Genomic DNA, 25202 nt, shown 5'->3' on the forward strand with positions numbered 1-25202 from the left:
ACGAAGTAGAATCAATGTCATGCACGTAGTCCAGAAAATTTAACCGGACAGCAGTGGGTCAAGCCCGAGGGCAGCCCGGTGTGGGAGAAAAATCGAGCCAAGAGCCCTAAATGTACACCCCCCTCGAGGGGAGGGGAGAAGGCGCTTATTCCCCTTTATGAAAGGCTTTAGGGCTCGAGCTCGATGTCCCAATAGAGATAGTCGAGCCAGCTTCGGTGCAGGTGGTTGGGGGGGAAGGCGCGGCCGTTATTGTGCAGGTCATGCACGCTGGGCGCGTAGGGAGCCTGGTGCGGGAACATGCGGATTTCGCTGGGCAGGCGGTTGGCCTTACGCAGATTGCAGGGCGCGCAGGCGGCCACCACGTTTTCCCAGGTGGTCAGCCCGCCCTTGGAGCGGGGGATGACGTGGTCGAAGGTCAGCTCCTCCCGCGCCCCGCAATACTGGCACTGGAAGCGGTCGCGCAGGAAGACGTTGAAGCGGGTGAAGGCGGGGTGGCGCGCCGGCTTCACGTAATCCTTGAGCGAGACCACGCTGGGCAGGCGCATCTGGAAGCTGGGCGAATGGATGATCGTATCGTATTCGGAAACGATGTTGACGCGTTCCAGGCACACCGCCTTGATCGCATCCTGCCACGACCACAAAGAGAGTGGATAATAGCTGAGCGGCCGGTAATCGGCGTTCAGCACCAGAGCGGGACAAGCCTCAGGCGACACATGTATGGTCACTTGAGTCTCCCGAAACGGGAATCGCGTAAGTCCATAACCCGTCTATACTAAACCCTTTGTGTCGGGCGTGTGAAGCGGGCGCGGAAATCTTATTTCGCGGCGATCTTTTCGATGAAGCGAGTGGCGGCGGCGAGGCCGTCGGGGGCGATGCCGTGCCCCACGCCCCGGCTGACATGGTGGATCACCTCGATGCCGGCCCCGGCCAGCAGGCGCTCGGCCGCCGCGCTGAGGGCGGGATCGACCACCTCGTCCAGATCGCCATGGACGAGGCAGACCGGCGGGCGCGCCAGCCCTTCCCCGCCAAAGCCCTCGGGCGGCAGGAAGGCGCCCGAAAAGCCGATGACCCCCATCGGGGTCCGCTCCGCCGGCAGGCTCAACCCCACATGCAGCGCCATCATGGCGCCCTGGCTGAAGCCGGCGAGCAGGGTGCGTCCGGGGGCGATGCCGGTCTGGGTCCACAAATCCTCGAGAAAGCCGGCCAGCACCGGGCGGGCGGCGGCGAGCCCGGCCTGGCGGCTGGCGACGCGGTCGCCCTCCCAGTCGATGGCGAACCATTGATAGCCGCTCATGCCGGTGGCCTGGGGCGCATGCGGGGAGACGAACAGCGCCCCGGGCAACAGGTCCTGCCAGTGCGGCGCCAGCCCGATCAGATCGTGCCCGTCGCTGCCATAGCCGTGCAGCAGCACCACCGCCGCATCGGGCGCGCCGCCATGGGCGGGAGCCAGCATGGGTCCGGACAGTTTGGTCACAACAGGCTTCCTTCCCGCTTCCTGATCGCCGCGAAATAGCGCCAGAACATCAGCGCCGCCACCGAACGGTGCGGGGACCAGTCCCGGGCCAGGGCGATCATCTCCTTGATCGTGGGGCGGGCGTCAAGGCCGAGCCCGTGCTGGGCCGCCTTGAGCAGGGCCAGGTCCCCGGCGGGGAAGATGTCGGGATGGCCGGCGCAGAACAGCAGGTAGATTTCCGCCGTCCACGGCCCCACGCCCCTGAGCTTCACCAGCTCGGCCACGGCGTCCTCGGCGGGCAGCGCCTCGACCCGGGCGAAATCCAGCTCTCCCGACAGCACGGCCCCGGCCACGCTGCGCAGGGCGAGGAACTTGCCGCGCGAGAAGCCGGTGGCGCGCACCGTCTCCTCGGCGAGCCCGAGATAGGGTTCGGGCTCGAGCGCGCCGGGCAGGGCCTCGAACCGCCCCCAGATGGCGGCGGCGCTGGCCACGGAAAGCTGCTGGCCGCAGATCGCCTTGGCCATGCCGGCAAAGCCCTTCGGGTTGATCCGGGGCGGAACCGGCCCGGCCGTCAGGCGCATGGGCTCGAGCAGCGGCGCCCGGCCCACCAGCGCGTCCAGATGCCAGGTCACCCCTTCCTCGGTGTCGATCCGCGGTGTGACGCGGGCAATTTCGGTGCTATCGTTCATATCCATGTCCAGGCCACTGCTTCGTTTCGCCCCCAGCCCCAACGGTCCGTTGCATCTGGGCCATGCCCTGTCGGCGCTGGTCACCTGGGATGCGGCGGAAAAACTGGGCGGGACCGCCCTATTACGCATCGAAGACATCGACCGTCTCCGCTGTAAACCCGAATTTACCGACGCCATCTTCGAGGACCTGCACTGGCTGGGCCTCGACTGGCCCGAACCGGTGATGCGCCAGTCCGAGCGTTTCGGGGCCTACCGGGCGGCGGCGCGGGAGCTCGAGGAGATGGGCCTGCTCTATCCCTGTTTCTGTACCCGCGCCGATATCGCCGCCCGGGCCGAAGGCACCGATCCGGACGGCGCGCCGCTCTATCCGGGCACCTGCCGCCATCTGGGCGCAGCCGAGCGGCAGGCCCGCCTCGCGCGCGGCGAGAAGGCGCAATACCGGCTCGATACCGGGGCGGCGCTGGCGCGCACCGGCGCTCTCAGCTTCACCGTGATCGGCCCCTCCATCCTCGATCGCCCGCAAATCCGCTATGCGCGCCCCGAACGCTGGGGCGACGTGGTGCTGCAGCGCAAGGACGTGCCCACCAGCTATCATCTGAGCGTGGTGGTGGACGATGCGGCCCAGGGCATCGCCCATGTGACGCGCGGCCGCGACCTCGAGGCGGCCACCGATATCCACGTGCTGCTGCAGATGCTGCTGGGCCTGCCCGAAATCCGCTATCATTTCCATCCCCTGCTGCGGGGCGCGGACGGCGAGAAGCTGTCCAAGTCGAAGGGCTCGCCCAGCCTGCGGCAATTGCGGGATCGGGGCTGGACGCGCGCCGATATCCTGCGACAAATTCGCCGCAACTGAATCGCTTCCCCAAGCCTTGCATGGCGCGCTTGGCTTGTGTTAGAGCGAGCGCAACTTTCAGGGGGTCCGGCTCGCGGCCCGTTTCCGAGTACGTCCAAGCGTTCATAAGCCACCCCGGTTCCGGCCTGCGGAACCAGTCCAGGGGCCGGCCAGAAAGAGGGTGAAGCGGCATTGGCAGCGCAGAATTCAGTGCTTACCCAGATCGCACGGCCATATGCGTCGGCGCTGTTCGATCTCGCCCAGGGCGAGAACCAGTTGGCCCAGGTCGAGACCGGGCTGTCCGACATCTCCCGGCTGATCGGTGAAAGCGAGGATTTCTCGCGCTATCTCCGTTCCCCCGTCATTTCCGGCGACGCTAAGGCCACGGCGCTCGACGCCATTCTGGGCAAGGCCAAGGTCAATCCGCTGGTGGGCAATTTCCTGCGCGTGGTGGCCGGCAATGGGCGCCTGTTCGCGCTCGACCAGATCATCGCCGTGTTCCGCGAACTGGCGGCCCGGGCGCGCGGCGAGATCACCGCCGAGGTGACCTCGGCCGCGCCGCTGACCGAGGCGCAGGCCGGCGCGCTGGCCGAGACGCTCAAGGCGCGGCTGGGCAGCACCGTCACCCTCAATCAATTCGTTGATCCCTCGCTGATCGGCGGCCTTCAGGTGAAGGTCGGCAGCCAGATGATCGACTCATCCCTCAAGACAAAACTCGCTGCGATGAAGATCGCCATGAAAGAGGTCGGATAATGGACATCAAAGCCGCGGAAATCTCTGCGATCCTCAAGGACCAGATCAAGAATTTCGGACAGGAAGCCCAGGTTTCCGAAGTCGGCCAGGTGCTCTCGGTGGGCGACGGCATCGCCCGCGTCTACGGCCTCGACAAGGTGCAGGCCGGCGAGCTGGTGGAGTTCCCCGGCGGCGTCCAGGGCATGGCGCTCAACCTCGAGACCGACAATGTCGGCGTGGTGATCTTCGGCAATGACCGCTCGATCAAGGAAGGCGACGTCGTCAAGCGCACCGGCGCCATCGTGGATACCCCCGTGGGCAAGGGCCTGCTGGGCCGCGTGGTCGACGGGCTGGGCAATCCCATCGACGGCAAGGGTCCCATCGAGCACACCGAGCGCCGCCGCGTCGACGTCAAGGCCCCGGGCATCCTGCCGCGCAAGTCGGTGCACGAGCCCATGTCCACCGGCCTCAAGGCCATCGACGCGCTGATCCCCATCGGGCGCGGCCAGCGCGAGCTGATCATCGGCGACCGCCAGACCGGCAAGTCGGCCATCATCCTCGACACCTTCCTCAACCAGAAGCCCGCGCACGACGCCGGCGCCTCCGATACCGAGCGGCTCTACTGCATCTATGTGGCCATCGGCCAGAAGCGCTCGACCGTTGCCCAGTTCGTCAAGCAGCTCGAGGAATCGGGCGCGCTGCCCTATTCCATCGTCATCGCCGCCACCGCCTCGGACCCGGCGCCGCTGCAATATATCGCGCCCTTCACCGGCTGCGCCATCGGCGAGTGGTTCCGCGACAACGGCCAGCATGCCGTGATCGCCTATGACGACCTGACCAAGCAGGCCGTGGCCTATCGCCAGATGTCGCTGCTGCTGCGCCGCCCGCCGGGCCGCGAAGCCTATCCGGGCGACGTGTTCTACCTGCATTCGCGGCTGCTTGAGCGCGCCGCCAAGCTGAACGAGGACCACGGGCTCGGCTCGCTGACCGCCCTGCCCGTCATCGAGACCCAGGCCAACGACGTGTCGGCCTATATCCCCACCAACGTGATCTCCATCACCGATGGCCAGATCTTCCTCGAGACCAACCTGTTCTTCCAGGGCATCCGCCCGGCGGTGAACGTGGGCCTGTCGGTGTCGCGCGTGGGCTCCTCGGCCCAGGTCAAGGCGATGAAGCAGGTGGCCGGCTCGATCAAGGGCGAGCTGTCGCAGTACCGTGAAATGGCTGCCTTCGCCCAGTTCGGCTCCGACCTCGACGCCGCGACGCAGCGCCTGCTCAACCGCGGCGCCCGGCTGACCGAGCTGCTCAAGCAGCCCCAGTTCTCGCCGCTGCGCACCGAGGAACAGGTCGCGGTGATCTTCGCCGGCGTCAACGGCTATCTGGACAGCCTGCCGGTCGACAAGGTGGGCGATTTCGAAAAGCACGTGCTTTCGAACCTGCGCGCCCGCCATGCCGGCCTGCTCCAGACCATCGCCACCGAAAAGGCGCTGAGCGACGAGAGCCGCGCCAGCCTCACCGCGGCGCTGGACGAGATCAAGAAGACCTACGCGGCCTAAGCCCTGAAGGAGACGACAGGCAATGCCGTCGCTAAAGGACCTCAAGAACCGGATCGACTCGGTCAAATCGACCCAGAAGATCACCAAGGCCATGCAGATGGTCGCGGCCGCCAAGCTGCGCCGCGCCCAGGAGGCCGCCGAGGCCGCCCGCCCCTATGCCGAGCGCATGGGCCGGGTGCTCTCCAGCCTCGCCGCCGTCTATGACGGGCAGGAGAACGCGCCGGTGCTGCTGGGCGGCAATGGCCGCGACCAGGTGCACCTGCTGGTGGTCGCCACCGGCGAAAGGGGCCTGGCCGGGGCGTTCAACTCCTCCATCGCCCGGCTCGCCCGCGAGCACGCGCTCAAGCTCCAGGCCGAGGGCAAGACGGTCAAGCTGCTGACCGTCGGGCGCAAGGGCAACGACATCCTCAAGCGCCAGTTCGCCGATCTCATCGTCGAGACCGTCAGCTTCCGCGAGGTGCGCAATGTCGGCTTCGAGCAGGCGGCGCTGATCTCGGAAAAGGTGCAGGCCATGTTCGCCGCGGGCGAATTCGACGTGGCCACGCTCTATTTCGCCAAGTTCAACTCGGTCATCAGCCAGGTGCCGCAGGCGGTGCAGCTCATCCCCGCCCGCATCGAGAGGGCCGAGGGCGAGGGCGAGGCGGAAGCCGCCGCCGTGCCCTATGAATACGAGCCGAGCGAGGAAGCCATCGTCGAGGACCTGCTGCCGCGCAATATCAGCGTGCAGATCCTGCGGGCCCTGCTCGAGAACAGCGCCTCTTTCTACGGTGCGCAGATGTCCGCCATGGACAATGCCACCCGCAATGCGGGCGAAATGATCGACCGGCTGCAGCTGAGCTACAACCGCCAGCGCCAGGCCCAGATCACCAAAGAACTCATCGAAATCATCTCGGGCGCCGAAGCGCTCTAACCCATCAGCGAGGACGAACAAATGGCAGAGAAGAAGGCCGGTCGCGTTTCGCAGGTCATTGGCGCCGTCGTTGACGTGGTGTTCGACGATCACCTGCCCGCCATCCTGAACGCGCTTGAAACCACCAATAACGGCCAGCGCCTGGTGCTGGAAGTGGCCCAGCACCTGGGCGAGAACGCCGTGCGCACCATCGCCATGGACACCACCGAAGGCCTGGTGCGCGGCGTCGACGTAGTCGATACCGGCGCCTCGATTTCGGTGCCGGTGGGCGACGAGACCCTGGGGCGCATCATCAACGTCATCGGCGAGCCGATCGACGAGGCCGGCCCGGTGGACGCATCCGCCCGCCGCGAAATCCACCAGGAGGCCCCCAGCTTCGTCGAGCAGAGCCCGGAAAGCCAGGTCCTGGTCACCGGCATCAAGGTGGTCGACCTGATCGCCCCCTATGCGCGCGGCGGCAAGATCGGCCTGTTCGGCGGCGCGGGCGTGGGCAAGACGGTGCTGATCCAGGAGCTGATCAACAACGTCGCCAAGGCCCATGGCGGCTATTCGGTGTTCGCCGGCGTCGGCGAGCGCACCCGCGAGGGCAACGATCTTTATCACGAAATGATCGAATCGGGCGTGAACAAGGACCCCAAGGCCAATAACGGCTCGGCCGAGGGCTCCAAATGCGCCCTGGTGTTCGGCCAGATGAACGAGCCTCCAGGGGCCCGCGCCCGCGTGGCGCTGACCGGCCTGACGCTGGCCGAGCATTTCCGCGACCAGGGCCAGGACGTGCTGTTCTTCGTGGACAACATCTTCCGCTTCACCCAGGCCGGCGCCGAGATGTCGGCGCTGCTGGGCCGCATCCCCTCGGCGGTGGGCTATCAGCCGACCCTGTCGACCGACATGGGCGCGATGCAGGAGCGCATCACCACCACCACCAAGGGCTCGATCACCTCGGTGCAGGCCGTTTACGTGCCCGCCGACGACCTGACCGACCCGGCTCCCGCCACCACTTTCGCGCACCTTGACGCCACCACCGTGCTCAACCGCGCGATCTCGGAAAAGGGCATCTACCCGGCGGTGGACCCGCTGGCGTCCAACTCCCGCATCCTCGACCCGCAGGTCGTGGGCCAGGAGCATTACGACGTCGCCCGCCGGGTGCAGGAAGTGCTGCAGAAGTACAAGGCGCTGCAGGACATCATCGCCATCCTGGGCATGGACGAGCTGTCCGAGGAGGACAAGCTCACCGTGGCGCGCGCCCGCAAGATCGAGCGCTTCATGAGCCAGCCCTTCGACGTGGCCGAGGTGTTCACCGGCTCGCCGGGCGTCTTCGTGCAGCTCGAGGACACCATCAAGGGCTTCAAGGGCCTGGTGGACGGCGAATACGACCACCTGCCCGAGGCCGCCTTCTACATGGTGGGCACCATCGAGGACGCGGTCGCCAAGGCCCAGAAGCTGGCCGCCCAGGCCGCCTAAAATTCCGATTGGGCCGCGCTGGCGGCCCAGTCTTTCTCGACATGGGGCCCGGATGCGAGTTCGGGTCCTTTTGCCAAAGGACCGAAAGAATGGCTGAAGGCCTCAGAATCGAGATCGTGTCGCCCGAGCGGCTGGTGCTGTCCGAGACCGTCGCATCGGTCACCGTGCCGGGCACGGAAGGCTATTTCACCGTCATGCACGACCACGCCCCGTTCATGACCACGCTGCGCCCCGGCTTCATCACCGTGTCCCGGGACGGGGGCGCCGAGGTCTATTTCGTCCGCGGCGGCTTTGCCGACGTCTCGAGCAAGGGCCTCACCATCCTCGCCGAGCAGTCGGTGCCCTTCACCGAATTCGACCATGGCGACCTGCAGGCCCAGATCCGCGCCGCCGAGGAAGAGCTCAACCGCGCCCAGACCCCCGAGGATCGCTCCTATGCGCAGGAGGTCGTCTCGGCCCTGCTCAACCTCGCCATCGAAGCCCAGCATATCGACGGCGCCCACGTCCACTGACGAGGGTGCCGTAGAAGCGTCCTCGCCATGAGGTCTGGCGGAAACCCGTGACGCCCAGCGCTCCGGCTCCGTCCCTTCCCCATCGTCACCACCGGACTTGTTCCGGTGGTCCATGTGAGATCGCCGCGAACTGGATTGCCGGGATGAACCCGGCAATGACGAAGGGGCGGAACTCCCCCCACACAAATTTCATCCCGATTCCGTCGAAGGACGCGGCCCCCGGCGTCATCCGGCCTCGTGGTTCGACAGGCTCGAGCCTTTCACTGTCAAGCGGATCAGCGCCTTCTTGCTCCCCTCCCCCTTGAGGGGAGGGGTCGGGGGTGGGGGTCCTTCGGTGATCCGTCAGATCCACCCCCTCCCCAACCCTCCCTTCAAGGGGGAGGGAGCGCTGGTCGCCGATTCCGTCAAAAACATGAAAGCCTCTCGCCACGCGGTCTGGCCCCGCTCACCCCCGGAAAGTATTCTCCCGGATCGATTCCGGCTTCATCTGGATGGAGAAGCCGGGGCGCTCGGGGGGCATATAGGCGGCGTCGCGGATGACGCAGGGGTCGAGGAAGTGCTCGTGCAGATGGTCGACATATTCGATCACCCGCCCCTCCTTGCTGCCCGAGACCGCCAGATAGTCGATCATCGAGAGATGCTGCACATATTCGCACAGGCCCACGCCCCCGGCATGGGGCCAGACCGGCTTGCCGTATTTGGCCGCCAGCAGCAGCACCGAAAGCACCTCGTTGAGCCCGCCGAGACGGCAGGCGTCGATCTGCACGATGTCGATGGCCTCGCGCGTGATGAACTGCTTGAACAGGATGCGGTTCTGGCACATCTCGCCGGTGGCGACCCTGACCGGGGCGACCCCCTGGCGGATCTTGCGATGCCCCTCGACATCGTCGGGGCTGGTCGGCTCCTCGATGAAATAAGGCGAGAAACGCTGTAGCGCGTTGACCCAGGCGATGGCCTCGTCCACCTCCCAGACCTGGTTGGCGTCGATCATCAGATAGCGGTCCGGCCCCATGATGGCGCGGACGATTTCCAGCCGCCTGATATCGTCCTCGAGATCGCGCCCCACCTTCATCTTGATATGGGTGAAGCCGGCCTCGACCGCCTCGCTCGCCAGCCGCGTCAGCTTGTCGTTGGAATAGCCCAGCCAGCCGGCCGAAGTGGTGTAGCAGGCATAGCCCTCGCGGCGGAGCGTCATGATGCGCTCCTGCTTGCCCTTTTCGGCGCGCCGGAAGATCTCCAGCGCCTCCTCGGGCGTGATGGCGTCGGTGAGATAGCGGAAATCGACGATGGAGACGAGCTGTTCGGGGCTCATCTCGGCGACATGGAGCCAGACCGGCTTGCCGGCCCGCTTGGCCAGCAGGTCCCAGACCGCATTGACCACGGCGCCGGTCGCCAAGTGCATGGCGCCCTTGTCCGGCCCGATCCAGCGCAACTGGCTGTCGCCGGTGACATGGCGCCAGAAGCGGCCCGGATCGGCTTCGATCCAGTCGAGCTCCAGCCCCACCACGCGGCCGGCCAGCGCCTCTATGGCGGCGCAGACCACCTCGTTGCCGCGCCCGATGGTGAAGGTCAGCCCATGGCCCTCATGCGCGCCATCGGTGCCCAGCACCAGATAGGCGGCGGAATAATCGGGGTCGGGATTCATCGCATCCGACCCGTCGAGAGCGGCGGAGGTGGGGAACCGCAGGTCGTGGGTTTTGAGGCTGGTGATCTTCATGTGCGTCTCCGGGATGCCCCTTCCCGCAAGGGAGAGGGGGGCATCGTGGCTGTGGCGCGCAGCGCCGGATTGGGGGGCTACGCCGTCCAGCCCCCGTCGATGATGTGCACCTGTCCGGTGGTATAGGTGGCGCCGGCCAGATAGACGGCCAGATCCGCCACTTCCTCGGGCCGGGCGATGCGGCCGATGGGCTGGCGGGCGATGAAGGCCTTGCGGGCCGCCTCGAAATCGCCGGTCGCCTGCCAGCGCTCGTGCAGGCTGGGAGAATCGACCGTGCCCGGGCAGATGGCGTTCACGCGGATATTGGCACTGGTGTAGTCGGCGGCGATGGACTTGGTCAGCCCCACCACCGCCGCCTTGGAAATGGTGTAGGCGGCGCGGTTGGGCACGCCCTTCACCGAGGAGGCGACGGTCGCCATGTTGATGATGGCGCCGTCCCGGCGCTCCAGCATTTGCGGCAGGACGGCGCGGATGGTGCGGATCTGCGCCTTGACGTTGAGATCGAGCGCGAACTCGAGATCGGCGTCGCTCATCTCCAGCACGGTGCCGGAATGGACCACGCCGGCACAGTTGAACAGCACGTCGATCTGGCCGATTTCGGCCACCGCCGTCCTCACCTCCGCCGCGGACAGCACGTCGAGCAGGCGGGTCGAGACATTGTCCATCCCGGCGAGCCCGGCCAGCTTGTCCGCATTGATGTCGGTGGCGATCACGCGCGCGCCGGCGCGCGCGAACGCCTCGGCGGAGGCCCGGCCGATGCCCTGGGCGGCGGCGGTGATGAGAACGGTCTTTCCGGTGAGGTCGGTCATGTGGCGGTCCTGGAATGAGAAGGCATGGCCCACCCCTCCGCGCGGGAAGGGGCGGGCCATGCCGGCAGGCGAGGCTTAGTCGTAAAGGACGGCGGCGATTTCCGGGTTGTCCATGTTTTCGGCGTTGTAATAGTAGAAGCCGGTGTCGATGACGGGCGGCAGTTCCTCGCCGTTGAGGGCGGCGACGGCCGCCTGCACGGTCTGGTAGCCGATGCCGACCGGGTTCTGGGTGATGGCGCCGGCCATGAGCCCGGACTGGACCATGCTTTTCTGCGCCGCGCCCGAATCGAAGCCGATGACGACGACGTCGCTGCCCAGCTCCTGCTTGCCATTGGCGACGCCGATGGCCGAGCCCTCATTGGTGCCGAAAATGCCCTTGAGATCGGGATTGGCCAGAAGGATCGACTTGGTGATCTCGGTCGACTGCAACTGGTCGCCGCCGCCATACTGGACCGAGACGACCTCGATATTGGGATAGGCCTCGGCGATGCGGTTGAGGAAGCCGTCGCGGCGGTCGATGCCGGTGCGGCTGGTCTGGTCGTGGGCGACCACGGCGATCTTGCCCTCGCCCCCGATCAGCTCGCCCATGACGTCCGCGGCCAGCGCGGCGGCGGCGGCGTTGTCGGTGGTGGCGGTGGTCAGCGGAATGTCGCTGTCGACGCCCGAGTCGAAGGCGATGATCGGGATGCCGGCGGCGTCGGCCTGCTGCAGCAGCGGGATGGCGGCCTGGCTGTCGAGCGCGGCGAAGCCGATGGCGTCGGGCTGGCGCGACAGGGCGGCGGCCAGCATGTCCATCTGCCGGTCGACCTGGGTTTCGCTTTCCGGGCCCTCGAAGGTCACCGAGACGCCCAGATCGGCGGCGGCCTGATCGGCGCCGGCCTTCACGGCCTGCCAGAACTGATGCTGGAAGCCCTTGGACACGAGGGCGATATCGTAATTTTCCTGCGCCAGGGCCGGCGTGAGGCCGGTGGCCAGCATGGCCACGGCGCTGATGGCGCCGAGCAGGGTGCGGCGGTTGAACATGGTATTCCTCCCAGATGCTAAAATGGATGTGCAAGGCATTGGCATTGCCCCTTGTTGGCGCGGGACGCGCGTTGAAGACCGGCGCCTAAAGTTTGCGGCGCCGCAGTATGTCGGCATAGACGGCCAGGATGATGATGGTGCCGGTCACCACCGTCTGCCATTCCTGGGCCACCGAAAGGATGCGCAGGCCATTGGCCAGCACGGAAATGATGAGGGCGCCGATCAGCGTGCCGAGCACGGTGCCGCGCCCGCCCGACAGCGAGGTGCCCCCGATGACCACGGCGGCGATGGCGTCGAGCTCGTAGCCCTGGCCGAGCGCCGGCTGGGCCGAGTTGAGGCGGCTGGCGATGAGCAGGCCCGCCACCCCGCAAATGGCGCCCGCCACGGCATAGACGGCGATCTTCCAGCGGTCGACATTGATGCCGGACAGGCGCACCGCCTCCTCGTTGGAGCCCAGCGCGAAGGTGTAGCGCCCCAGCGCCGTCTTGCCGAGCACGAAGGCGGTCAGCAGAGCCACGGCGAAGAGGATGAGCACGCCATTGGGAATGGGCATGGCCGGAACCAGGGCGCCCACGATCGAGCCCTGCGAAAGCTGGGTGAAGCCGGGCGTGTCGTTGAAATAGATCGGCCGCGTGCCCGAGATCACCAGCGACAGGCCCTTGAGGATCAGCATCATGCCCAGCGTGGCGATGAAGGGGGGCACCTTGAGCTTGGCGATGACCACGCCCGAGACCAGCCCGCTGGCGGTGCCGGCGAGGATGGCGGCGAGGATGCCCAGCGGCATGGGCATGCCCCAATAGGTCAGCACCACGCCGGCGATGACGGCGCAGAAGGTCATCAGCGTGCCCACCGACAAATCGATGCCGCCGGTGATGATCACCAGCGTCGCGGCGATGGCCAGCACGCCATTGACCGAGGTGGCCTGCAGGATCGCCAATATGTTCTGGGTCTGCATGAAATTGGGCGAGGCGAGCGAGAACACCACCACCAGCGCCAGCAGCCCCGAAAAGGCGAGCAGCCGGTGGAAGGCGCCGGTGATGCGGATTCCGGATTTCTGCGCCGGAGCGGTGGCGTCGGTCATGCAGACCTCCTCATATTCGCTGGATCGGAGGCTGTCGCCCCACCTCTTCCCATGGGGGAGAGGTAAAGAAAGTGGTCACCCCGCACGGCGCACCTCCATGGCCGGCTCGCGCATGGTGGCCAGCCGCATGATGTCTTCCTGGCTGGAGCCGCCGGGCAGGATGCCGGTCAGCCGCCCCTCGCACATCACCGCGATGCGGTGCGAGAGCCGCAGGATCTCGGGCAGTTCCGAGGAAATAACGATGATGGCCTTGCCCTCGGCGGCCAGTGCGTTGAGCAGCTTGTAGATTTCGGATTTCGCCCCGACATCGATGCCGCGCGTGGGCTCGTCGAAGATCAGGATGTCGCAATTGCGCAGCAGCCATTTGGCGATCACCACCTTCTGCTGGTTGCCGCCCGAGAGCAGGCGCGCCTCCTGGGTGTCGCTGGGCGTCTTGATCGCGAGCTGGCGGATATAGCGGTCCGCCGCCGCCTGCATGCCGGGCTCGTCGAGCACGCCCATGGGGCCGGTGAAGCGCTCGAGGCTGGCCAAGGCGATATTGTTGCGCACGTCGAGCCCGGTGGCGAGGCCGAACAGCTTGCGGTCCTCCGAAAGATAGCCGATGCCCTTTTCCACCGCATCGCGCGGCGAGACGATGCGCACGCGCTGCCCATGCACGAGGATGTCGCCGCCCTCGCGCCGGTCGGCGCCGAAAATGGCCCGCGCCACCTCGGTGCGGCCCGCCCCCATCAGCCCGGCCAGCCCCAGAATCTCGCCCTGGCGCACCGAGAAGCTGACCTCGCGGATCTCGCGGCCGCGATTGAGATTGTGCACCTCGAGCGCGATCGGGGCGTCCGCCGTATCGGGGATGGCCAGCGCTTCGTCGGTCAGCTTGCGGCCCACCATCATCGAGATGATGGTCTCGATGGGCGTTTCGGCCGCCGGCACGGTGCCCACATATTCCCCGTCCCGCATCACCGTCACCCGGTCGGAGATGCGCTTGATCTCGTCCATCTTGTGGGAGATGTAGACGATGCCGACGCCCTCGGCCTTGAGCCGGTTGATGATGGCGAACAATTCGGCGATCTCGGCGTCGTTGAGCGCCGCCGTCGGCTCGTCCATGATCAGCACCCGCGATCGGTAGGAGAGCGCCTTGGCGATCTCCACCATCTGCTGCTTGGCGATGGTGAGCGTCTCCACCAGCACGGTGGGGTCGAGCTTGAGGTTCATCGAGCGGAAGATCGCCGCCGCGCCGCGATTGAGCCGGCCCTCGTCCAGGATGCCGAAGCGGCGCGGCTCGCGGCCGATGAAGATGTTCTGCGCGGCGGTGAGGTCCCGCATCAGCGCCAGTTCCTGATGGATGATGCCGATGCCGGCATCCTGCGCCTCGCGCGGCGAGGCGATCTCGGCCGGCCGGCCATAGAGCTCGAGGCTGCCGGCATCGCGTTGATAGACGCCCGAAAGGATCTTCATCAGGGTGGATTTGCCGGCGCCGTTCTCGCCCATCAGGGCATGGACCTCGCCGGGCAGCAATTCGAACTGCGCCTGCGACAGCGCCCGCACGCCGGGAAAGGACTTGTCGATGCCGCGCATGACCACCAGCGGCGACGGCGCGGCGTCGGACGTCTCTCCCACCATGATCAGCCTCCCCTGCACCGGTTCCGGTCTTGGCACTGCTCGGCGCCGGCCCGCTTGCGGTGGAGAGCTAAGGGCAAGAGTGTGGGGCTGTCAAGCGGTCTGGCCACTAGACAGGTGCGGCCCCCGACGATATGAAAATCCCGAGGGGGCGCGATGAAGCTTCAGGCCGTATCCAACCGCAAGCTCTATATCCAGATCGCCGACCAGATCCGCGATCAGATTCTGGGCGGGGCGATGGCGCCGGGCCGCCAGCTACCCTCCGAGCGGGATCTGGCGCTGGGCCTGGGCGTGTCCCGCCCCACGGTGCGCGAGGCGCTGATCGCGCTGGAAGTGGCGGGTCTGGTCGAGGTGCGGGTGGGGGTCGGTGCCTTTGTGCGCCAGCGCGAGGCGGCGGGCGACGCCCTGCCCGAGATGAGCGCCTCGCCGCTCGAGATCATGGCGGTGCGCCGCCTGCTCGAGCCCGAGGCGGCGGCGCTGGCCAGCCGCCATGTGTCGCCCGAGGGCACGGCGCGGCTCGCCGAGACGCTGCGCCGCATGCGCGCCGAGACGGCAGCGGGGCAGTGGTCCTCGGAAAGCGACCGCACGCTGCACATGACCCTGGCCGAATCCTCGGGCAATGCGGTGCTGCGCGAGATGCTGGACGGGCTGTGGGCCTCGCGGCGCGGCGCGGTCGATACCCGCTTCCACCAGCATCTGGCCGATATCGGGGCGGTGCGCGCCCATATCCTCAACGATCACGAAGCCATCGTCGCCGCCATCGTCAGCGGCAATGACGACGAGGCGCGAAGCGCCATGGCGCGGCATCTGCAATTCGTCGCCGACGCCATGCTGGAGGCCTGGGAATAGGCCGCCGCAATTTCATTGCCCCGGCGCGCCGCGTTTGAGGCCGCTTTTTCCCTTCCGGCCCTGCTTTTGGCATCGGCCCACGTCGCTTTGCCGCGCCGTCCGCGATAGTTTCGGCTCGGATCGAATACGGAGTTTTCCCATGCGCCTCGCCGCTCTCGCAGCCGCTTTCGTGCTGGTCGCCGCGCCCGCCGCCGTCCAGGCCCAGGATGCCACCCCGCTTGTCGATGCGGAATGGCTCAAGGCCCATGCCGGCGACGACAATCTGGTCATCCTCGATATCCGCGACAATATCGAGGGCACCGATCTGGGCGAGCTGCCCTATATCGCCAATGCCGTGGTCGCCCCCTATGCCAGCGCCGGCTGGCGCGTCGAGGTCGAGGGCGTTCCGGCCCAGATTCCGCCCGCCGAGCAGATCGCCGGCCTCATCGGGGGCCTGGGCATCGATGGCGACGACCATGTGGTGATCGTGCCCTGGGGCACCGATTCCTCCGAGTTCGGCGGCGCCACCCGCGTCTACTGGACCTTCAAATATCTCGGCCACGACGCCGTCTCCATCCTCGATGGCGGCTGGCGGCAATATGACGCCCAGGGCGGCGAGCGCGTCGCCGAGGCGGCCACCCGTCCGGCCACCGACTTCCCCTTCGAAATCCGCGAGGAGCTGCGCGCCACCACCGCCGATGTCGAGGCGGCGCTGGCCCAGGGCATCACGCTGATCGACGCGCGCCCCGAGGAGCAGTATCTGGGCCAGTCCAAGAGCCCGGTGGTGCGCGTGGAAGGCACCATTCCCGGCTCGCGCAACCTGCCTCACTCCAATTTCTACAGCGCCGAATATGCCAGCTTCGCCCGGCCCGAAACCATCGACGCCCTGCTCAAGGGGCTGGAAGTGGCCGAGGGCGAGGACAATATCGTCTTCTGCAATACCGGCCACTGGGCCTCGATCGCCTGGTTCGCCCTGGCGGAAGTGGCGGGCAACGAGCACACCGCCATGTATGACGGCTCCATGGCCGAATGGGCGGCCGACCCGGCCCGTCCGATCCAGTAGGCCGGACCGGACCGCCGCCTCCCGAGGGCACCATCGACCGGATGCCGCGCCACGCGCGGCATCCTGCGGCTTTTTCCGACAACCCTTTTCGTGGACCCATGAGCGACATTTCCGTTTCCGCGCCCAAATACCTGCCCGCCGTCACCGTCGATCGCTGGCCCCTCGTCATTGCCGCCGCCGTGCTGCTGGCCGGCTTCCTGTTCATCACCAATGCGGTGGACCTGCGCCAGGGCGGGCTCTTCCTCATCGGCGGGGCGCTCGGGGCCACGCTCTATCACGGCTCCTTCGGTTTCACCGGCGGCTGGCGCCGCATGGTGGTGGAAAAGCGCGGCCGCGCCATGCGGGCGCAGATGCTGATGATCGGCGTCGCCGCGCTCGCCATGATCCCGCTGGTCGCCGCCGGCACGATCGGCGGGCAGGCCATGGTCGGCGCCATGGCGCCGGTCGGGGTCTCGGTGCTGCTGGGCGCGGCCCTGTTCGGCCTGGGCATGCAATTGGGCGGCGGCTGCGGCTCGGGCACCTTGTTCACCGTGGGCGGCGGCTCGGCCCGCATGCTGGTGACGCTGGCCTTCTTCATCATCGGCGCGCTGATCGGCACCGCCCATCTGCCGTTCTGGCTCGAGCAGCCCTCCCTGCCCGCCATCAGCCTGGGTGCCGAGCTGGGCGTCGGCTTCGCCCTCGCCGCCACCATCGCCGCCCTTGCCCTGGTGGCGCTGGTCACCGCCCTCATCGAACGCCGCGCGCACGGCAATATCGAGCGCGAGCCGGCCCCGGCGCGGCAGGGCTGGAGCTGGATTCTCTACGGCCCCTGGCCGCTGGTCGGCGCCGGGCTGCTGCTGGCCCTGTTCAATATCGCCACCCTGCTGCTGGCCGGCCACCCCTGGTCGATCACCTATGGCTTTGGCCTGTGGGGCGCCAAGATCGCCCAGGGCGTGGGCATCGACGTCGCCTCCTGGGAATTCTGGACCTGGCCGGCCCAGGCCCAGGCGCTCAATTCCTCGGTGCTGGCCGATACCGTCTCGGTGATGGATTTCGGCCTGGTGCTGGGCGCCGCGCTCGCCGCCGCCATTGCCGGCAAGTTCGCCCCCAGGGCGAAGCTGCCCTTGGGCTCGCTGCTGGCCGCCATTGTCGGGGGCCTGCTCATGGGCTATGGCGCGCGCCTCTCCTTCGGGTGCAATATCGGGGCGCTGTTCTCCGGCATCGCCACGGGCAGCCTGCATGGCTGGCTGTGGTTCGCCGCCGCCTTTGCCGGCTCCTTCGCCGGCGTCTGGCTGCGTCCCGTTTTCGGCCTGGATGGATTGACCCGCAAATGAGCGCCAGAAATACCCTGCTGTTCGGCGCCGCCCTCGTCGCCACCACCGCCGCCATCGCCTATGACCATGTGACCAAGCCGGTGCCGCCGCGCCCCGCGGCGCAGGCGACGGGCACCGTCGCGGGGGCCGCGCCCTGTGCCGCCGGCGCGCCGGCCCTGGCCGCTCCCCCGCCGCCCCCGGCGGCCAGCCCGCAACTGACGCCGCCCCCGCCGCCGCCCGCCCAGGCCGCGCCGGCGCCGCAATTGGCGCCGCCACCGCCGGCCCCGCGGCAGAAGCCGGCGGGCGAGGAAGCGCCCGACCTCGTCGTCACCGGGGGCTGACATGTCCGCAGCCCGGGAGCAGGCGCGCAAGGAGATCGCCTTTTGCGAGGCCATCCTCGCCAAGGGCGGGCTCAACGTGCTCACCGAAACCTTTCGCGGCGTCGCCGACATCGCCGCCTGGGACCATTATCCGCCCGGTGACGTCTTCGACCCGCAAAGCAATGCGCAATGGTTCTACCATTGCCACCCGGCCGAGGAGGGCGCCGCCGAGCACGGCCATTTCCACTGCTTCCTGCGGCCCGAGGGACCGGAAGGCCCCATCCATCACCTCGTGGCCATCGGCGTCGACGCGCATGGGCGCCTGCTGCGCCTGTTCACCGTCAATCAATGGGTGGTGGGCGACGACTGGGCCGATGCCGAGGCCACCATCGCGCTGCTGCCGCGCTTCGACATGCAGATGCCCAGCCCTTCCTATCTGGTGAACCGCTGGCTGACCGCCATTTTCGCCGCCTATGAGGACGAGATCGTCGCCCTCGTCCGCCGGCGCGACGCGACGATCGCCGCCCATGACCCGCCCCAGGGGGTTCCCGCGCGCGAGGATCGCGCCCTGGAGGTCACCTCGGAGTGGGCGCTGCCGGCCTGAGGTCGCGCCCCGGTCAATCGGGATGGGTGCCGTTCTTCGCCAATATGTCGCCGGCCAGATAAAGCGAGCCGCAGATAAGGACGCGCGCCCCCCCGATCCGGGCGGCTTCGCGCAGCGCCGCGCCGACCGAGCGCTGCGGCCTTGCGGCAAAGCCGGCTTTTTGCGCGCGGGCGGCCAGTTCGGAAGCGGTGTGGGCGTTGGGCTCGCCGGGAATGGCCAGGGTCAGCACCGCCGCCGGGGCGAGCGCCCGGAAGGCATCGAGGAAATCCTCGGGCGGGCGGTTGTTCATCATCCCCATGACCAGAACCAGCGGCCGGGGCGGCAATTGCGCGATGGCGCGGGCAAGGGCGGCGGCGCCATGGGCGTTGTGCCCGCCATCGAGCCAGAGCTCGTGCCCCGGCGGCAGCAGGGCGCGCAGCTTTCCCTCGGTCAGCGCCTGCATCCGCGCCGGCCAGGCGACGCGCCGCAAGCCTTCGGCAAAGCTGTTCTCATCGACCTCGAGGCCGAAATGGCGGCAGGCGGCGATGGCGAGGCTGGCATTGTCGATTTGATGCGGGCCGGCCAGCGCCGGCGGCGGCAGGTCGAGCAGGCCCGCCTCGTCCTGATAGACGAGGCGTCCGTCCTCCGCATGGCCGTGGAAATCCTCGCCCTGCCAGAGCGGGACGATGCCGAGCCGGGCGGCGGCGCGGGCCAGCACCTGCCGCGCCTCGTCCCTTTGCAGGCCCATCACCGCCCTGGCGCCGCGCTTCAATATGCCGGCCTTGCTGGAGGCGATCTCGGCCAGCGTGTCGCCCAGAAATCCCTGATGGTCGTAGTCGATGGGGGTGATGACGGTGCCCAGCGGCTGCTTCACCACATTGGTGGTGTCATAGGTGCCGCCCATGCCGGTTTCGAGCAGCAGATAGTCCGCCGGCGTTTCGGCAAAGAGGCAGAAGGCGGTGACGGTGGTGACCTCGAAAAAGGTGATCGGATCGCCCGCATTGACCTTTTCCACCCTTTCGAGCGCCAGGTTGAGCCGGCGCGTGGAGACCAGCTTGCCGGCCAGCCGGATGCGCTCGTTGAAGCGCACCAGATGCGGCGAATTATAGACATGCACCGTCTTGCCCGCCGCCTCCAGAAAGGCGCGCAGATGCGCGATGGTCGAGCCCTTGCCATTGGTGCCGGCGACATGGATGACCGGGGGCAGGCGGTCCTGCGGATTGCCCAGCCGCTCCAGCAGCGGCAGCATGCGCTCGAGGCTGAGATCGATCAGCCGCGGATGCAGCCGGCTGAGGCGGGCGAGAATGGCGTCGGTGCGGGACAATTCGGGCTTCCGGAAATGCGGCGAACAGGACCATCGATAGGCTTCATCACCGGGCTTGTCCCGGTGTTCCATGGTCGCAACAGCATGGATTGCCCGGACGAGCCGGGCAATGACGAAGCCGGGGGGAGCTTGAAGATTAGGTCCGCAATTCTCCGCCCGTGCTCTTGGTGACGGCAGCGACCACGGCGGCGGCGACCTTGTCGATTTCCTCGTCGGTCAGGGTCCGCTCGTGTGGCTGCAGGGTCACCTCGATGGCGACCGACTTCCGGCCCGCGCCGAGATGGGTGCCCTCGAAGACGTCGAAAATGCCCACATCGCTGATCAGCGCCTTGTCGGCGCCGCGCGCCGCCCGCAGGATCGAGGCCGCCGGCACGTCGCGGTCCATGACGAAGGCGAAGTCGCGGCTGACCGGCTGGAACGGCGACAGCTCCAGCGCCGGCTTGGTGCGAGTGGCCTTGCGGCGCGGCTCGGGCAGGGCATCGAGGTCGATCTCGAAGGCGGCGACCGGACCGTCGATATCGAGCTCGGCGGCCAGCGCCGGATGCAGTTCGCCGAACCAGCCCAGGGTCAGCTTGGGCCCCAGGGCGACGCGCCCGCCCCGGCCCGGATGGCTCCAGCGCGCCGGCTCGGCCAGCACCTGGGCCTTGTCGATATCGACGCCCAGCGCATCGAGCACGGCGGCCAGATCGGCCTTGGCGTCCCAGACCGAAACCGCTTCGGCCTTGCCCGACCAGTGCCGGCCGGCGCCGGTCAGCTTCGCCGTGCCGGTGCGCACGCCCGAGGCATGGGTATGCTGGCCCTCGGGCCGGTCGGAGAGGAAGATCTGCCCCACCTCGAACAGCGCCACGTCCTCGAAGCCGCGATTGGCGTTGCGGCGGGCGCCGGCGAGGAGGCCGGGCAGCAGCGAGGGGCGCATGTCGGTCATGTCCGAGGCGATGGCATTGGCGAGCTGGCGGTCCGCGGAGCCGCCCCCGAAGCGCACCGCGTCGTCATGGGAGATGAAGCTCCAGGTGACCGCTTCGTCGAGGCCCCGCGCCGCCAGCGCCCGCCGGGCGATGCGGCGGCGGTTTTGGATCGTGGTCAGCATGCGCGGGGCGACGTGGTCGAGGCGCAGCAGCGGCTCGACCGGCACCTTGTCCACCCCCACCATGCGCATGACTTCCTCGACCAGATCCGCCTTCTGCGTCACGTCCGGCCGCCAGGACGGCACCTGTACTTTCCGCACCTCGCCACCGCCCTCGACGCCAAAGCCGAGCCGGGTGAGGATGGCTTCGATCTCCGCGGCCGAAACCTCGAGCCCGGTGAGGCGGCGCACTTCGGCAAGCGGGAAGTCCACCACCGTTTCGGGGAAGACGTCCTCGCCCGAAATGGCGGGCTCCATCGGCTCGCCGCCGCACAGTTCCAGGACGAGGCGCGTCGCCAGCTCCATGCCCGGCTCGGTCAGGGCCGGATCGACGGAGCGTTCCAGCCGGTAGCGGGCATCCGAGACGATGCCGGTCTTGCGGCCGGTGCGGGCGATGAGCTGGGGGTCCCAGGAGGCGCATTCCATGAAGACGTTGACCGTCGCCTCGGTGACGCCGGACCTTATGCCGCCCATGACCCCGCCGAGGCAGAGCGGGCCCCTGTCGTCGGCGATGACCGTCATGGTCTCGTCGATCCGGTAGATCTTGTTGTCCAGCGCGTCGAACTCCTCGCCGCGCCCGTTGCGCAGCACCATCTCGCCCTCGACGCGGTCGGCGTCATAGGCGTGCAGCGGCCGGCCCCAGCCCAGCGACACCAGATTGGTGATGTCGACGATGGCGTTGATGGGCCGCAGGCCCACGGCGCGCAGGCGCTGTTGCAGCCAGTCCGGCGAGGGGCCGTTCCGCACCCCCCGGATATAGCGCCCGGCGAATTTGCGGATGGCTTTGGGCTCGTCCGCCGCGAAGCGATGCGGCAGCGGGAGAATGGGGCTGGGGCCCTGCGAGGGCACGGGCGTGAAGTCGGTGGTTTTGAGCGTGCCGAGGCCGAAGGCGGCCAGGTCCCGGGCGATGCCGTAAACGCCGGTGGCATCGCCCCTGTTGGGGGTGATGGAAATGTCGAAGACCACGCCGTCGAGCCCGGCATAGTCGACATATTTCGTGCCCACCGGCGCCTCGGCGGGCAATTCGAGAATGCCGTCATGGTCGTTGGACAGCTCCAGCTCGGCCCCCGAGCACAGCATGCCGTTGGAGGGCGCGCCGCGAATGACCACGCCCGCCTTCAATTCGAAATCCTTGCCCGGGATATAGGTGCCGGGAAAGGCGAAGACGGATTTCATCCCCGTCCGGCAATTGGGCGCGCCGCAGACCACGTCGATCAGCTCGCCCGTGCCCGCATCCACCTTGCAGACGCTGAGGTGGTCGGAATTGGGATGGCGCTTCGCCTCCACCACATGGGCGACGACGAACCCGTCCAGCGCCTTGCCCTGGCTGTCGATCGATTCCACTTCCAGGCCGATCATGGTGAGGGCGGTGCCGATCTCGTCGGCGGAAGCCTGGGTGTCGAGATGGTCCTTGAGCCAGTCGAGGGTGAATTTCATGTTTGCAACCTTTAGCGGAAATCGCTGGCAGAGCCGGTGATGGGCGGCAGCGCGGAGGAGAGCTTGAACAGTTCGACCAGCACATTGGCGAAGCCGCGCGCATCGTCGATGGCCTTGTGGGTATGGGCGATATGGCCGTAGAATTCGGCCGGCAGCTTGCTCATGCCCCAATCCAGATAGGGCGCGCCGCGCAGCGTGCCGGCCATGGTATAAAGGCATACCCCGCCGCCGCGAAAGATCTGCCTGCCCTTGAACGGGCCGGAAAGCGCGCGGGTGCCGGCATATTCGTCCAGATAATGATCCATCCACAGCCCGTCGAAGATCATCGGGGCGGCGACGAAGACTTTCGGACCGGGCAGGCTTTCGACCCAGTCGGCAAAGCGCGGCATGACGATGGCGGGATCCTCGGCCCCCTGCGTGGCCGCGTTCCAGGCCTCGGGCTGGGTCGCCCACCACGCCATGGTGGTTTCATTGGCGACGCGATCCGGGCGCGGGGTCAGCACCGCCTCGAATTCGCCATGGCGCCCGCCATCGGCGGCGATGGCGACCGAGGCGAAGCTGAGCATGGAATTGTGCAGCGGGGTGGGCCCGTCCGACTCGATGTCGGTGACGATGAAGAGCGGCGTCGCCACCCGATCATAGACCGGCCGCCCGGCCGGGAGCACCTGCACCAGCCGGAAGGTTTCGCACACGATCTGCATGTCCGGCGCAAAGCCGCCATTGCGGGCGAAATAGGCCTCGTGCCCTTCCCGCCATTCGGCATAGGAGCCCTCGCCCTCCTTGTCGGTGAAGGCAGGCGGAATGGCATCGAAGCGCATGGTCTCGACAAGGACCGTCTCGATGACGCAGGCCTCCTGCCCCGCCCCGTCGAGCACGATGTCGCGGCGGCCCGGCTGCGGCATCGGCTCGCCCGCCTCGAAATCGCGCAGCGCGCCGCAGGTGGCGGTCTTCTTGCCGGCAAGCACCAGCGCCAGCAGGCGATCGGCCAGTTCGGGACTGTCGCCGAAACTGAAGCGGACGGCGCCTTCAAGTGAAGCGGGGAGGGAACTCACGAATGTTTCTTCACATGCTCGATAAGGATGTCGTTGATGCGGCTCTGCCAGCCGGGGCCGGTGGCGCGGAAATAGTCCACCACCTCGCGATCGAGCCGCAGGCCGACGCGGTCCTTGGTTTCCGCTCTTTGCGGGCCGCGCTGGCCGCGCCGGGCGCGGGCGTTCTCGAGCGCCTCCTGCAATTGGGGGAAATCCGAGATCGGCCGGGCGCGCTTGAAATCTTCCTCGCTCCATTCGGGCGCGTCATCACCCACACGCTTTTCGAATTCATCGAGCGTTTCACCGGGCCTTATGCCCTCCATCGTCCCCGGCTCCCTATCGCGCCTGGTATTTCTTGCGTTCGCGGTCATTGGCTTTCCTCATGGAAATGATGCGGATGCGACCATTTCGCGGCGTCCAGCAGAAGTTGATGAGTGTCGCATGCAGATAGGCAAAGCTCGAAAACCGGGATTCGCCGTAATCGCGGCGACCATCTCTTTCGGAGATCAGGCTGGCCGGGTCGGTCAAGGCGATGTCCGCAAAATCCAGCTGCCGGTTTTCAAGCGTCCATTGCCTCTTGCCTTCATCCCATTCCAGTTCCACATCCTACACCATTTAATTGTGGCCACAATTAAATCAAGAGCTCAGGCCCCCGAACAGGGTCGGCAGGTCGAGCGGGCGGAAGCCGTAATGGTCGATCCAGCGCTGGTCGGCGTCGAAGAAGGCGCGCAGATCCGGCATGCCGTATTTGAGCATGGCGATGCGGTCGATGCCGATGCCCCAGGCAAAGCCCTGATAGATATCGGGGTCGAGCCCGGCATTGCGGATCACATTGGGGTGGACCATGCCGCAGCCCAGGATTTCCAGCCAGTCGCTGCCCTCCCCGATCCTCACCTCGGCGCCGGAGCGGTCGCATTGCACGTCCACCTCCATCGAGGGCTCGGTGAAGGGGAAGAAGCTGGGGCGGAAGCGCAAGGTGACGCTGGGCACCTCGAAAAAGGCCTTCAAGAATTCTTCCAGCACCCAGCGCAACTGGCCGATATGGCTTTCCTTGTCGATGACGAGGCCCTCCACCTGATGGAACATCGGGGTATGGGTCTGGTCCGAATCGTTGCGATAGGTGCGGCCGGGCATGACCACGCGGATCGGCGGGTCCATGGGCGGGGTGAGATAGGACGCCGCCGGCTTTTCGTTGCTCTTTTGCATGACGCGCATCTGCACCGGCGAGGTGTGGGTGCGCAGCACCTTCTTCTCCCCGTCCGGGCCGGGCTTCATGAAGAAGGTGTCGTGCATCTCGCGGGCCGGATGGCCCTCGGGGAAATTGAGCGCGGTGAAGTTGAAATAATCGGTCTCGATATCGGGCCCTTCGGCGATGGAAAAGCCCATATCCGAGAAGATGGCGGTGATCTCGTCGATGGTCTGGGAAATGGGGTGGATGCGGCCGCGCGCGGTGGGGGCCGGGGGCAGCGGCAGGGTGACGTCGAGCGTTTCGGCCTCGAGCCGGGCTTCGAGCGCCAGGCGCTTCAACTCGCCCCCGCGGGCCTCGATCAGCGCGGCGATCTCGGTCTTGAGGCCGTTTATCGCCGGCCCCGCGCTCTTGCGCTCCTCGGGCGCCATGCCGCCGAGCGTCGCCAGCAGGGCCGAGACCGACCCCTTCTTGCCCAGCGCGGCGACGCGCACGGCCTCGAGCGCGGCTTCGTCGCCGGAAGCGGCAATGGCTGCGGACAGCTCCCGGCGCAGGGTTTCGATCTGGGTTTCTAGGGACATCTTCATCAACTCGGACAATGTGGCGCGGCTGGAGCGGGCGGCGGG

Annotated in this window: 25 protein-coding genes; 11 read left to right on the plus strand and 14 right to left on the minus strand. The window is 67.4% G+C overall.

What is annotated here, in order from left to right:
• Positions 1 to 167: 167 nt before the first annotated feature.
• From ACFOOL_RS10485 to ACFOOL_RS10495, 3 genes are all read right to left on the minus strand, one after another.
• A complete protein-coding gene (locus ACFOOL_RS10485) occupies positions 168 to 725 on the minus strand; it encodes an HNH endonuclease (protein WP_380096936.1) in 558 nt (185 codons plus the stop codon).
• A gap of 89 nt (positions 726 to 814) precedes the next feature.
• The gene (locus ACFOOL_RS10490; protein WP_380096937.1) at positions 815 to 1474 is read right to left on the minus strand and encodes an alpha/beta hydrolase; all 660 of its coding nucleotides are present in this window, start codon (positions 1472 to 1474) and stop codon (positions 815 to 817) included.
• On the minus strand, positions 1471 to 2142 hold the full coding sequence (locus tag ACFOOL_RS10495; protein ID WP_380096939.1) for a DNA-3-methyladenine glycosylase family protein: 672 nt from the start codon (positions 2140 to 2142) through the stop codon (positions 1471 to 1473). The genes ACFOOL_RS10490 and ACFOOL_RS10495 overlap by 4 nt, the downstream gene beginning before the upstream one ends.
• A gap of 4 nt (positions 2143 to 2146) precedes the next feature.
• On the opposite strand from ACFOOL_RS10495, the gene gluQRS reads away from it, so the two are divergent.
• The 6 genes from gluQRS to ACFOOL_RS10525 all read left to right on the plus strand — a co-directional run bounded on the left by gluQRS (position 2147) and on the right by ACFOOL_RS10525 (position 8145).
• Positions 2147 to 2995 carry a tRNA glutamyl-Q(34) synthetase GluQRS gene (gene gluQRS / locus ACFOOL_RS10500; protein ID WP_380096940.1) on the plus strand — a complete coding sequence of 283 codons (849 nt, stop codon included), beginning with the start codon at positions 2147 to 2149 and terminating at the stop codon, positions 2993 to 2995.
• Positions 2996 to 3166: 171 nt separating this feature from the next.
• Positions 3167 to 3727: a F0F1 ATP synthase subunit delta gene (locus ACFOOL_RS10505; protein ID WP_380096942.1), complete on the plus strand. Its 561-nt coding sequence runs from the start codon at positions 3167 to 3169 to the stop codon at positions 3725 to 3727.
• Complete coding sequence (gene atpA / locus ACFOOL_RS10510) at positions 3727 to 5262, plus strand: F0F1 ATP synthase subunit alpha (protein ID WP_380096943.1); 1536 nt, start codon at positions 3727 to 3729, stop codon at positions 5260 to 5262. Before ACFOOL_RS10505 ends, atpA begins: the two co-directional genes overlap by 1 nt.
• 22 nt (positions 5263 to 5284) lie before the next feature.
• Positions 5285 to 6172: a F0F1 ATP synthase subunit gamma gene (locus tag ACFOOL_RS10515; protein ID WP_380096944.1), complete on the plus strand. Its 888-nt coding sequence runs from the start codon at positions 5285 to 5287 to the stop codon at positions 6170 to 6172.
• A 21-nt stretch (positions 6173 to 6193) separates the two neighbouring features.
• Positions 6194 to 7633: a F0F1 ATP synthase subunit beta gene (gene atpD / locus ACFOOL_RS10520; RefSeq protein WP_380096945.1), complete on the plus strand. Its 1440-nt coding sequence runs from the start codon at positions 6194 to 6196 to the stop codon at positions 7631 to 7633.
• A gap of 89 nt (positions 7634 to 7722) precedes the next feature.
• Positions 7723 to 8145, plus strand: a complete 423-nt coding sequence (locus ACFOOL_RS10525) for a F0F1 ATP synthase subunit epsilon (protein WP_380096946.1) — start codon at positions 7723 to 7725, stop codon at positions 8143 to 8145.
• A 445-nt stretch (positions 8146 to 8590) separates the two neighbouring features.
• Here ACFOOL_RS10525 and ACFOOL_RS10530 read toward each other — a convergent pair whose 3' ends face one another.
• The 5 genes from ACFOOL_RS10530 to ACFOOL_RS10550 all read right to left on the minus strand — a co-directional run bounded on the left by ACFOOL_RS10530 (position 8591) and on the right by ACFOOL_RS10550 (position 14392).
• Positions 8591 to 9862 carry an L-fuconate dehydratase gene (locus ACFOOL_RS10530; protein ID WP_380096947.1) on the minus strand — a complete coding sequence of 424 codons (1272 nt, stop codon included), beginning with the start codon at positions 9860 to 9862 and terminating at the stop codon, positions 8591 to 8593.
• Between the two features lie 77 nt (positions 9863 to 9939).
• Entirely contained in the window at positions 9940 to 10671 is a 732-nt protein-coding gene (locus ACFOOL_RS10535; RefSeq protein ID WP_380096949.1) for an SDR family oxidoreductase, read from the minus strand.
• Positions 10672 to 10746: 75 nt separating this feature from the next.
• Positions 10747 to 11694: an ABC transporter substrate-binding protein gene (locus ACFOOL_RS10540; protein ID WP_380096950.1), complete on the minus strand. Its 948-nt coding sequence runs from the start codon at positions 11692 to 11694 to the stop codon at positions 10747 to 10749.
• Between the two features lie 85 nt (positions 11695 to 11779).
• Complete coding sequence (locus ACFOOL_RS10545; RefSeq protein WP_380096951.1) at positions 11780 to 12775, minus strand: ABC transporter permease; 996 nt, start codon at positions 12773 to 12775, stop codon at positions 11780 to 11782.
• A gap of 75 nt (positions 12776 to 12850) precedes the next feature.
• Positions 12851 to 14392, minus strand: coding sequence for a sugar ABC transporter ATP-binding protein (locus ACFOOL_RS10550; RefSeq protein WP_380096952.1), 1542 nt, complete (start codon positions 14390 to 14392; stop codon positions 12851 to 12853).
• A 153-nt stretch (positions 14393 to 14545) separates the two neighbouring features.
• Here ACFOOL_RS10550 and ACFOOL_RS10555 point away from each other — a divergent pair, with 153 nt between their 5' ends.
• The 5 genes from ACFOOL_RS10555 (at position 14546) to ACFOOL_RS10575 (ending at position 18496) form a co-directional block, all read left to right on the plus strand.
• Complete coding sequence (locus ACFOOL_RS10555; RefSeq protein WP_380096953.1) at positions 14546 to 15238, plus strand: FadR/GntR family transcriptional regulator; 693 nt, start codon at positions 14546 to 14548, stop codon at positions 15236 to 15238.
• 139 nt (positions 15239 to 15377) lie between these two features.
• A complete protein-coding gene (locus tag ACFOOL_RS10560) occupies positions 15378 to 16280 on the plus strand; it encodes a sulfurtransferase (RefSeq protein WP_380096954.1) in 903 nt (300 codons plus the stop codon).
• Between the two features lie 98 nt (positions 16281 to 16378).
• Entirely contained in the window at positions 16379 to 17593 is a 1215-nt protein-coding gene (locus ACFOOL_RS10565; RefSeq protein ID WP_380096955.1) for a YeeE/YedE family protein, read from the plus strand.
• Positions 17590 to 17913, plus strand: coding sequence for a hypothetical protein (locus ACFOOL_RS10570; protein ID WP_380096957.1), 324 nt, complete (start codon positions 17590 to 17592; stop codon positions 17911 to 17913). The genes ACFOOL_RS10565 and ACFOOL_RS10570 overlap by 4 nt, the downstream gene beginning before the upstream one ends.
• 1 nt (position 17914) lies before the next feature.
• Entirely contained in the window at positions 17915 to 18496 is a 582-nt protein-coding gene (locus ACFOOL_RS10575) for a DUF6969 family protein (RefSeq protein WP_380096959.1), read from the plus strand.
• Positions 18497 to 18509: 13 nt separating this feature from the next.
• Here the strand turns inward: ACFOOL_RS10575 and ACFOOL_RS10580 are convergent, their stop codons facing one another.
• The 6 genes from ACFOOL_RS10580 to pheS all read right to left on the minus strand — a co-directional run bounded on the left by ACFOOL_RS10580 (position 18510) and on the right by pheS (position 25157).
• Entirely contained in the window at positions 18510 to 19799 is a 1290-nt protein-coding gene (locus ACFOOL_RS10580; RefSeq protein WP_380096960.1) for a bifunctional folylpolyglutamate synthase/dihydrofolate synthase, read from the minus strand.
• A 136-nt stretch (positions 19800 to 19935) separates the two neighbouring features.
• Complete coding sequence (gene pheT, locus ACFOOL_RS10585) at positions 19936 to 22359, minus strand: phenylalanine--tRNA ligase subunit beta (RefSeq protein WP_380096961.1); 2424 nt, start codon at positions 22357 to 22359, stop codon at positions 19936 to 19938.
• An 11-nt stretch (positions 22360 to 22370) separates the two neighbouring features.
• Complete coding sequence (locus tag ACFOOL_RS10590; protein WP_380096962.1) at positions 22371 to 23411, minus strand: ASCH domain-containing protein; 1041 nt, start codon at positions 23409 to 23411, stop codon at positions 22371 to 22373.
• Positions 23408 to 23713 (minus strand): BrnA antitoxin family protein, encoded by a 306-nt coding sequence (locus tag ACFOOL_RS10595; RefSeq protein ID WP_380096963.1) that lies wholly within the window; start codon positions 23711 to 23713, stop codon positions 23408 to 23410. The genes ACFOOL_RS10590 and ACFOOL_RS10595 overlap by 4 nt, the downstream gene beginning before the upstream one ends.
• Before the next feature lie 13 nt (positions 23714 to 23726).
• Positions 23727 to 23993, minus strand: coding sequence for a BrnT family toxin (locus ACFOOL_RS10600; protein ID WP_380096965.1), 267 nt, complete (start codon positions 23991 to 23993; stop codon positions 23727 to 23729).
• A 33-nt stretch (positions 23994 to 24026) separates the two neighbouring features.
• Positions 24027 to 25157, minus strand: a complete 1131-nt coding sequence (pheS, locus tag ACFOOL_RS10605; protein ID WP_380096967.1) for a phenylalanine--tRNA ligase subunit alpha — start codon at positions 25155 to 25157, stop codon at positions 24027 to 24029.
• Positions 25158 to 25202: the final 45 nt, after the last annotated feature.

It is taken from the genome of Devosia honganensis (assembly GCF_042648785.1).
Taxonomy (GTDB): Bacteria; Pseudomonadota; Alphaproteobacteria; order Rhizobiales; family Devosiaceae; genus Devosia; species Devosia honganensis.

Bases quoted from the DNA above. Each gene is read 5' to 3' on its own strand.
- atpD (WP_380096945.1), top strand. From the start codon at position 6,194: ATGGCAGAGAAGAAGGCCGGTCGCGTTTCGCAGGTCATTGGCGCCGTC.
- pheS (WP_380096967.1), bottom strand. From the start codon at position 25,157: ATGTCCCTAGAAACCCAGATCGAAACCCTGCGCCGGGAGCTGTCCGCA.
- ACFOOL_RS10545 (WP_380096951.1), bottom strand. From the start codon at position 12,775: ATGACCGACGCCACCGCTCCGGCGCAGAAATCCGGAATCCGCATCACC.
- ACFOOL_RS10555 (WP_380096953.1), top strand. From the start codon at position 14,546: ATGAAGCTTCAGGCCGTATCCAACCGCAAGCTCTATATCCAGATCGCC.
- ACFOOL_RS10565 (WP_380096955.1), top strand. From the start codon at position 16,379: ATGAGCGACATTTCCGTTTCCGCGCCCAAATACCTGCCCGCCGTCACC.
- pheT (WP_380096961.1), bottom strand. From the start codon at position 22,359: ATGAAATTCACCCTCGACTGGCTCAAGGACCATCTCGACACCCAGGCT.
- ACFOOL_RS10540 (WP_380096950.1), bottom strand. From the start codon at position 11,694: ATGTTCAACCGCCGCACCCTGCTCGGCGCCATCAGCGCCGTGGCCATG.
- ACFOOL_RS10525 (WP_380096946.1), top strand. From the start codon at position 7,723: ATGGCTGAAGGCCTCAGAATCGAGATCGTGTCGCCCGAGCGGCTGGTG.
- ACFOOL_RS10530 (WP_380096947.1), bottom strand. From the start codon at position 9,862: ATGAAGATCACCAGCCTCAAAACCCACGACCTGCGGTTCCCCACCTCC.
- ACFOOL_RS10495 (WP_380096939.1), bottom strand. From the start codon at position 2,142: ATGAACGATAGCACCGAAATTGCCCGCGTCACACCGCGGATCGACACC.
- atpA (WP_380096943.1), top strand. From the start codon at position 3,727: ATGGACATCAAAGCCGCGGAAATCTCTGCGATCCTCAAGGACCAGATC.
- ACFOOL_RS10575 (WP_380096959.1), top strand. From the start codon at position 17,915: ATGTCCGCAGCCCGGGAGCAGGCGCGCAAGGAGATCGCCTTTTGCGAG.
- ACFOOL_RS10560 (WP_380096954.1), top strand. From the start codon at position 15,378: ATGCGCCTCGCCGCTCTCGCAGCCGCTTTCGTGCTGGTCGCCGCGCCC.
- ACFOOL_RS10535 (WP_380096949.1), bottom strand. From the start codon at position 10,671: ATGACCGACCTCACCGGAAAGACCGTTCTCATCACCGCCGCCGCCCAG.
- ACFOOL_RS10570 (WP_380096957.1), top strand. From the start codon at position 17,590: ATGAGCGCCAGAAATACCCTGCTGTTCGGCGCCGCCCTCGTCGCCACC.
- ACFOOL_RS10595 (WP_380096963.1), bottom strand. From the start codon at position 23,713: ATGGAGGGCATAAGGCCCGGTGAAACGCTCGATGAATTCGAAAAGCGT.
- ACFOOL_RS10515 (WP_380096944.1), top strand. From the start codon at position 5,285: ATGCCGTCGCTAAAGGACCTCAAGAACCGGATCGACTCGGTCAAATCG.
- ACFOOL_RS10550 (WP_380096952.1), bottom strand. From the start codon at position 14,392: ATGGTGGGAGAGACGTCCGACGCCGCGCCGTCGCCGCTGGTGGTCATG.
- gluQRS (WP_380096940.1), top strand. From the start codon at position 2,147: ATGTCCAGGCCACTGCTTCGTTTCGCCCCCAGCCCCAACGGTCCGTTG.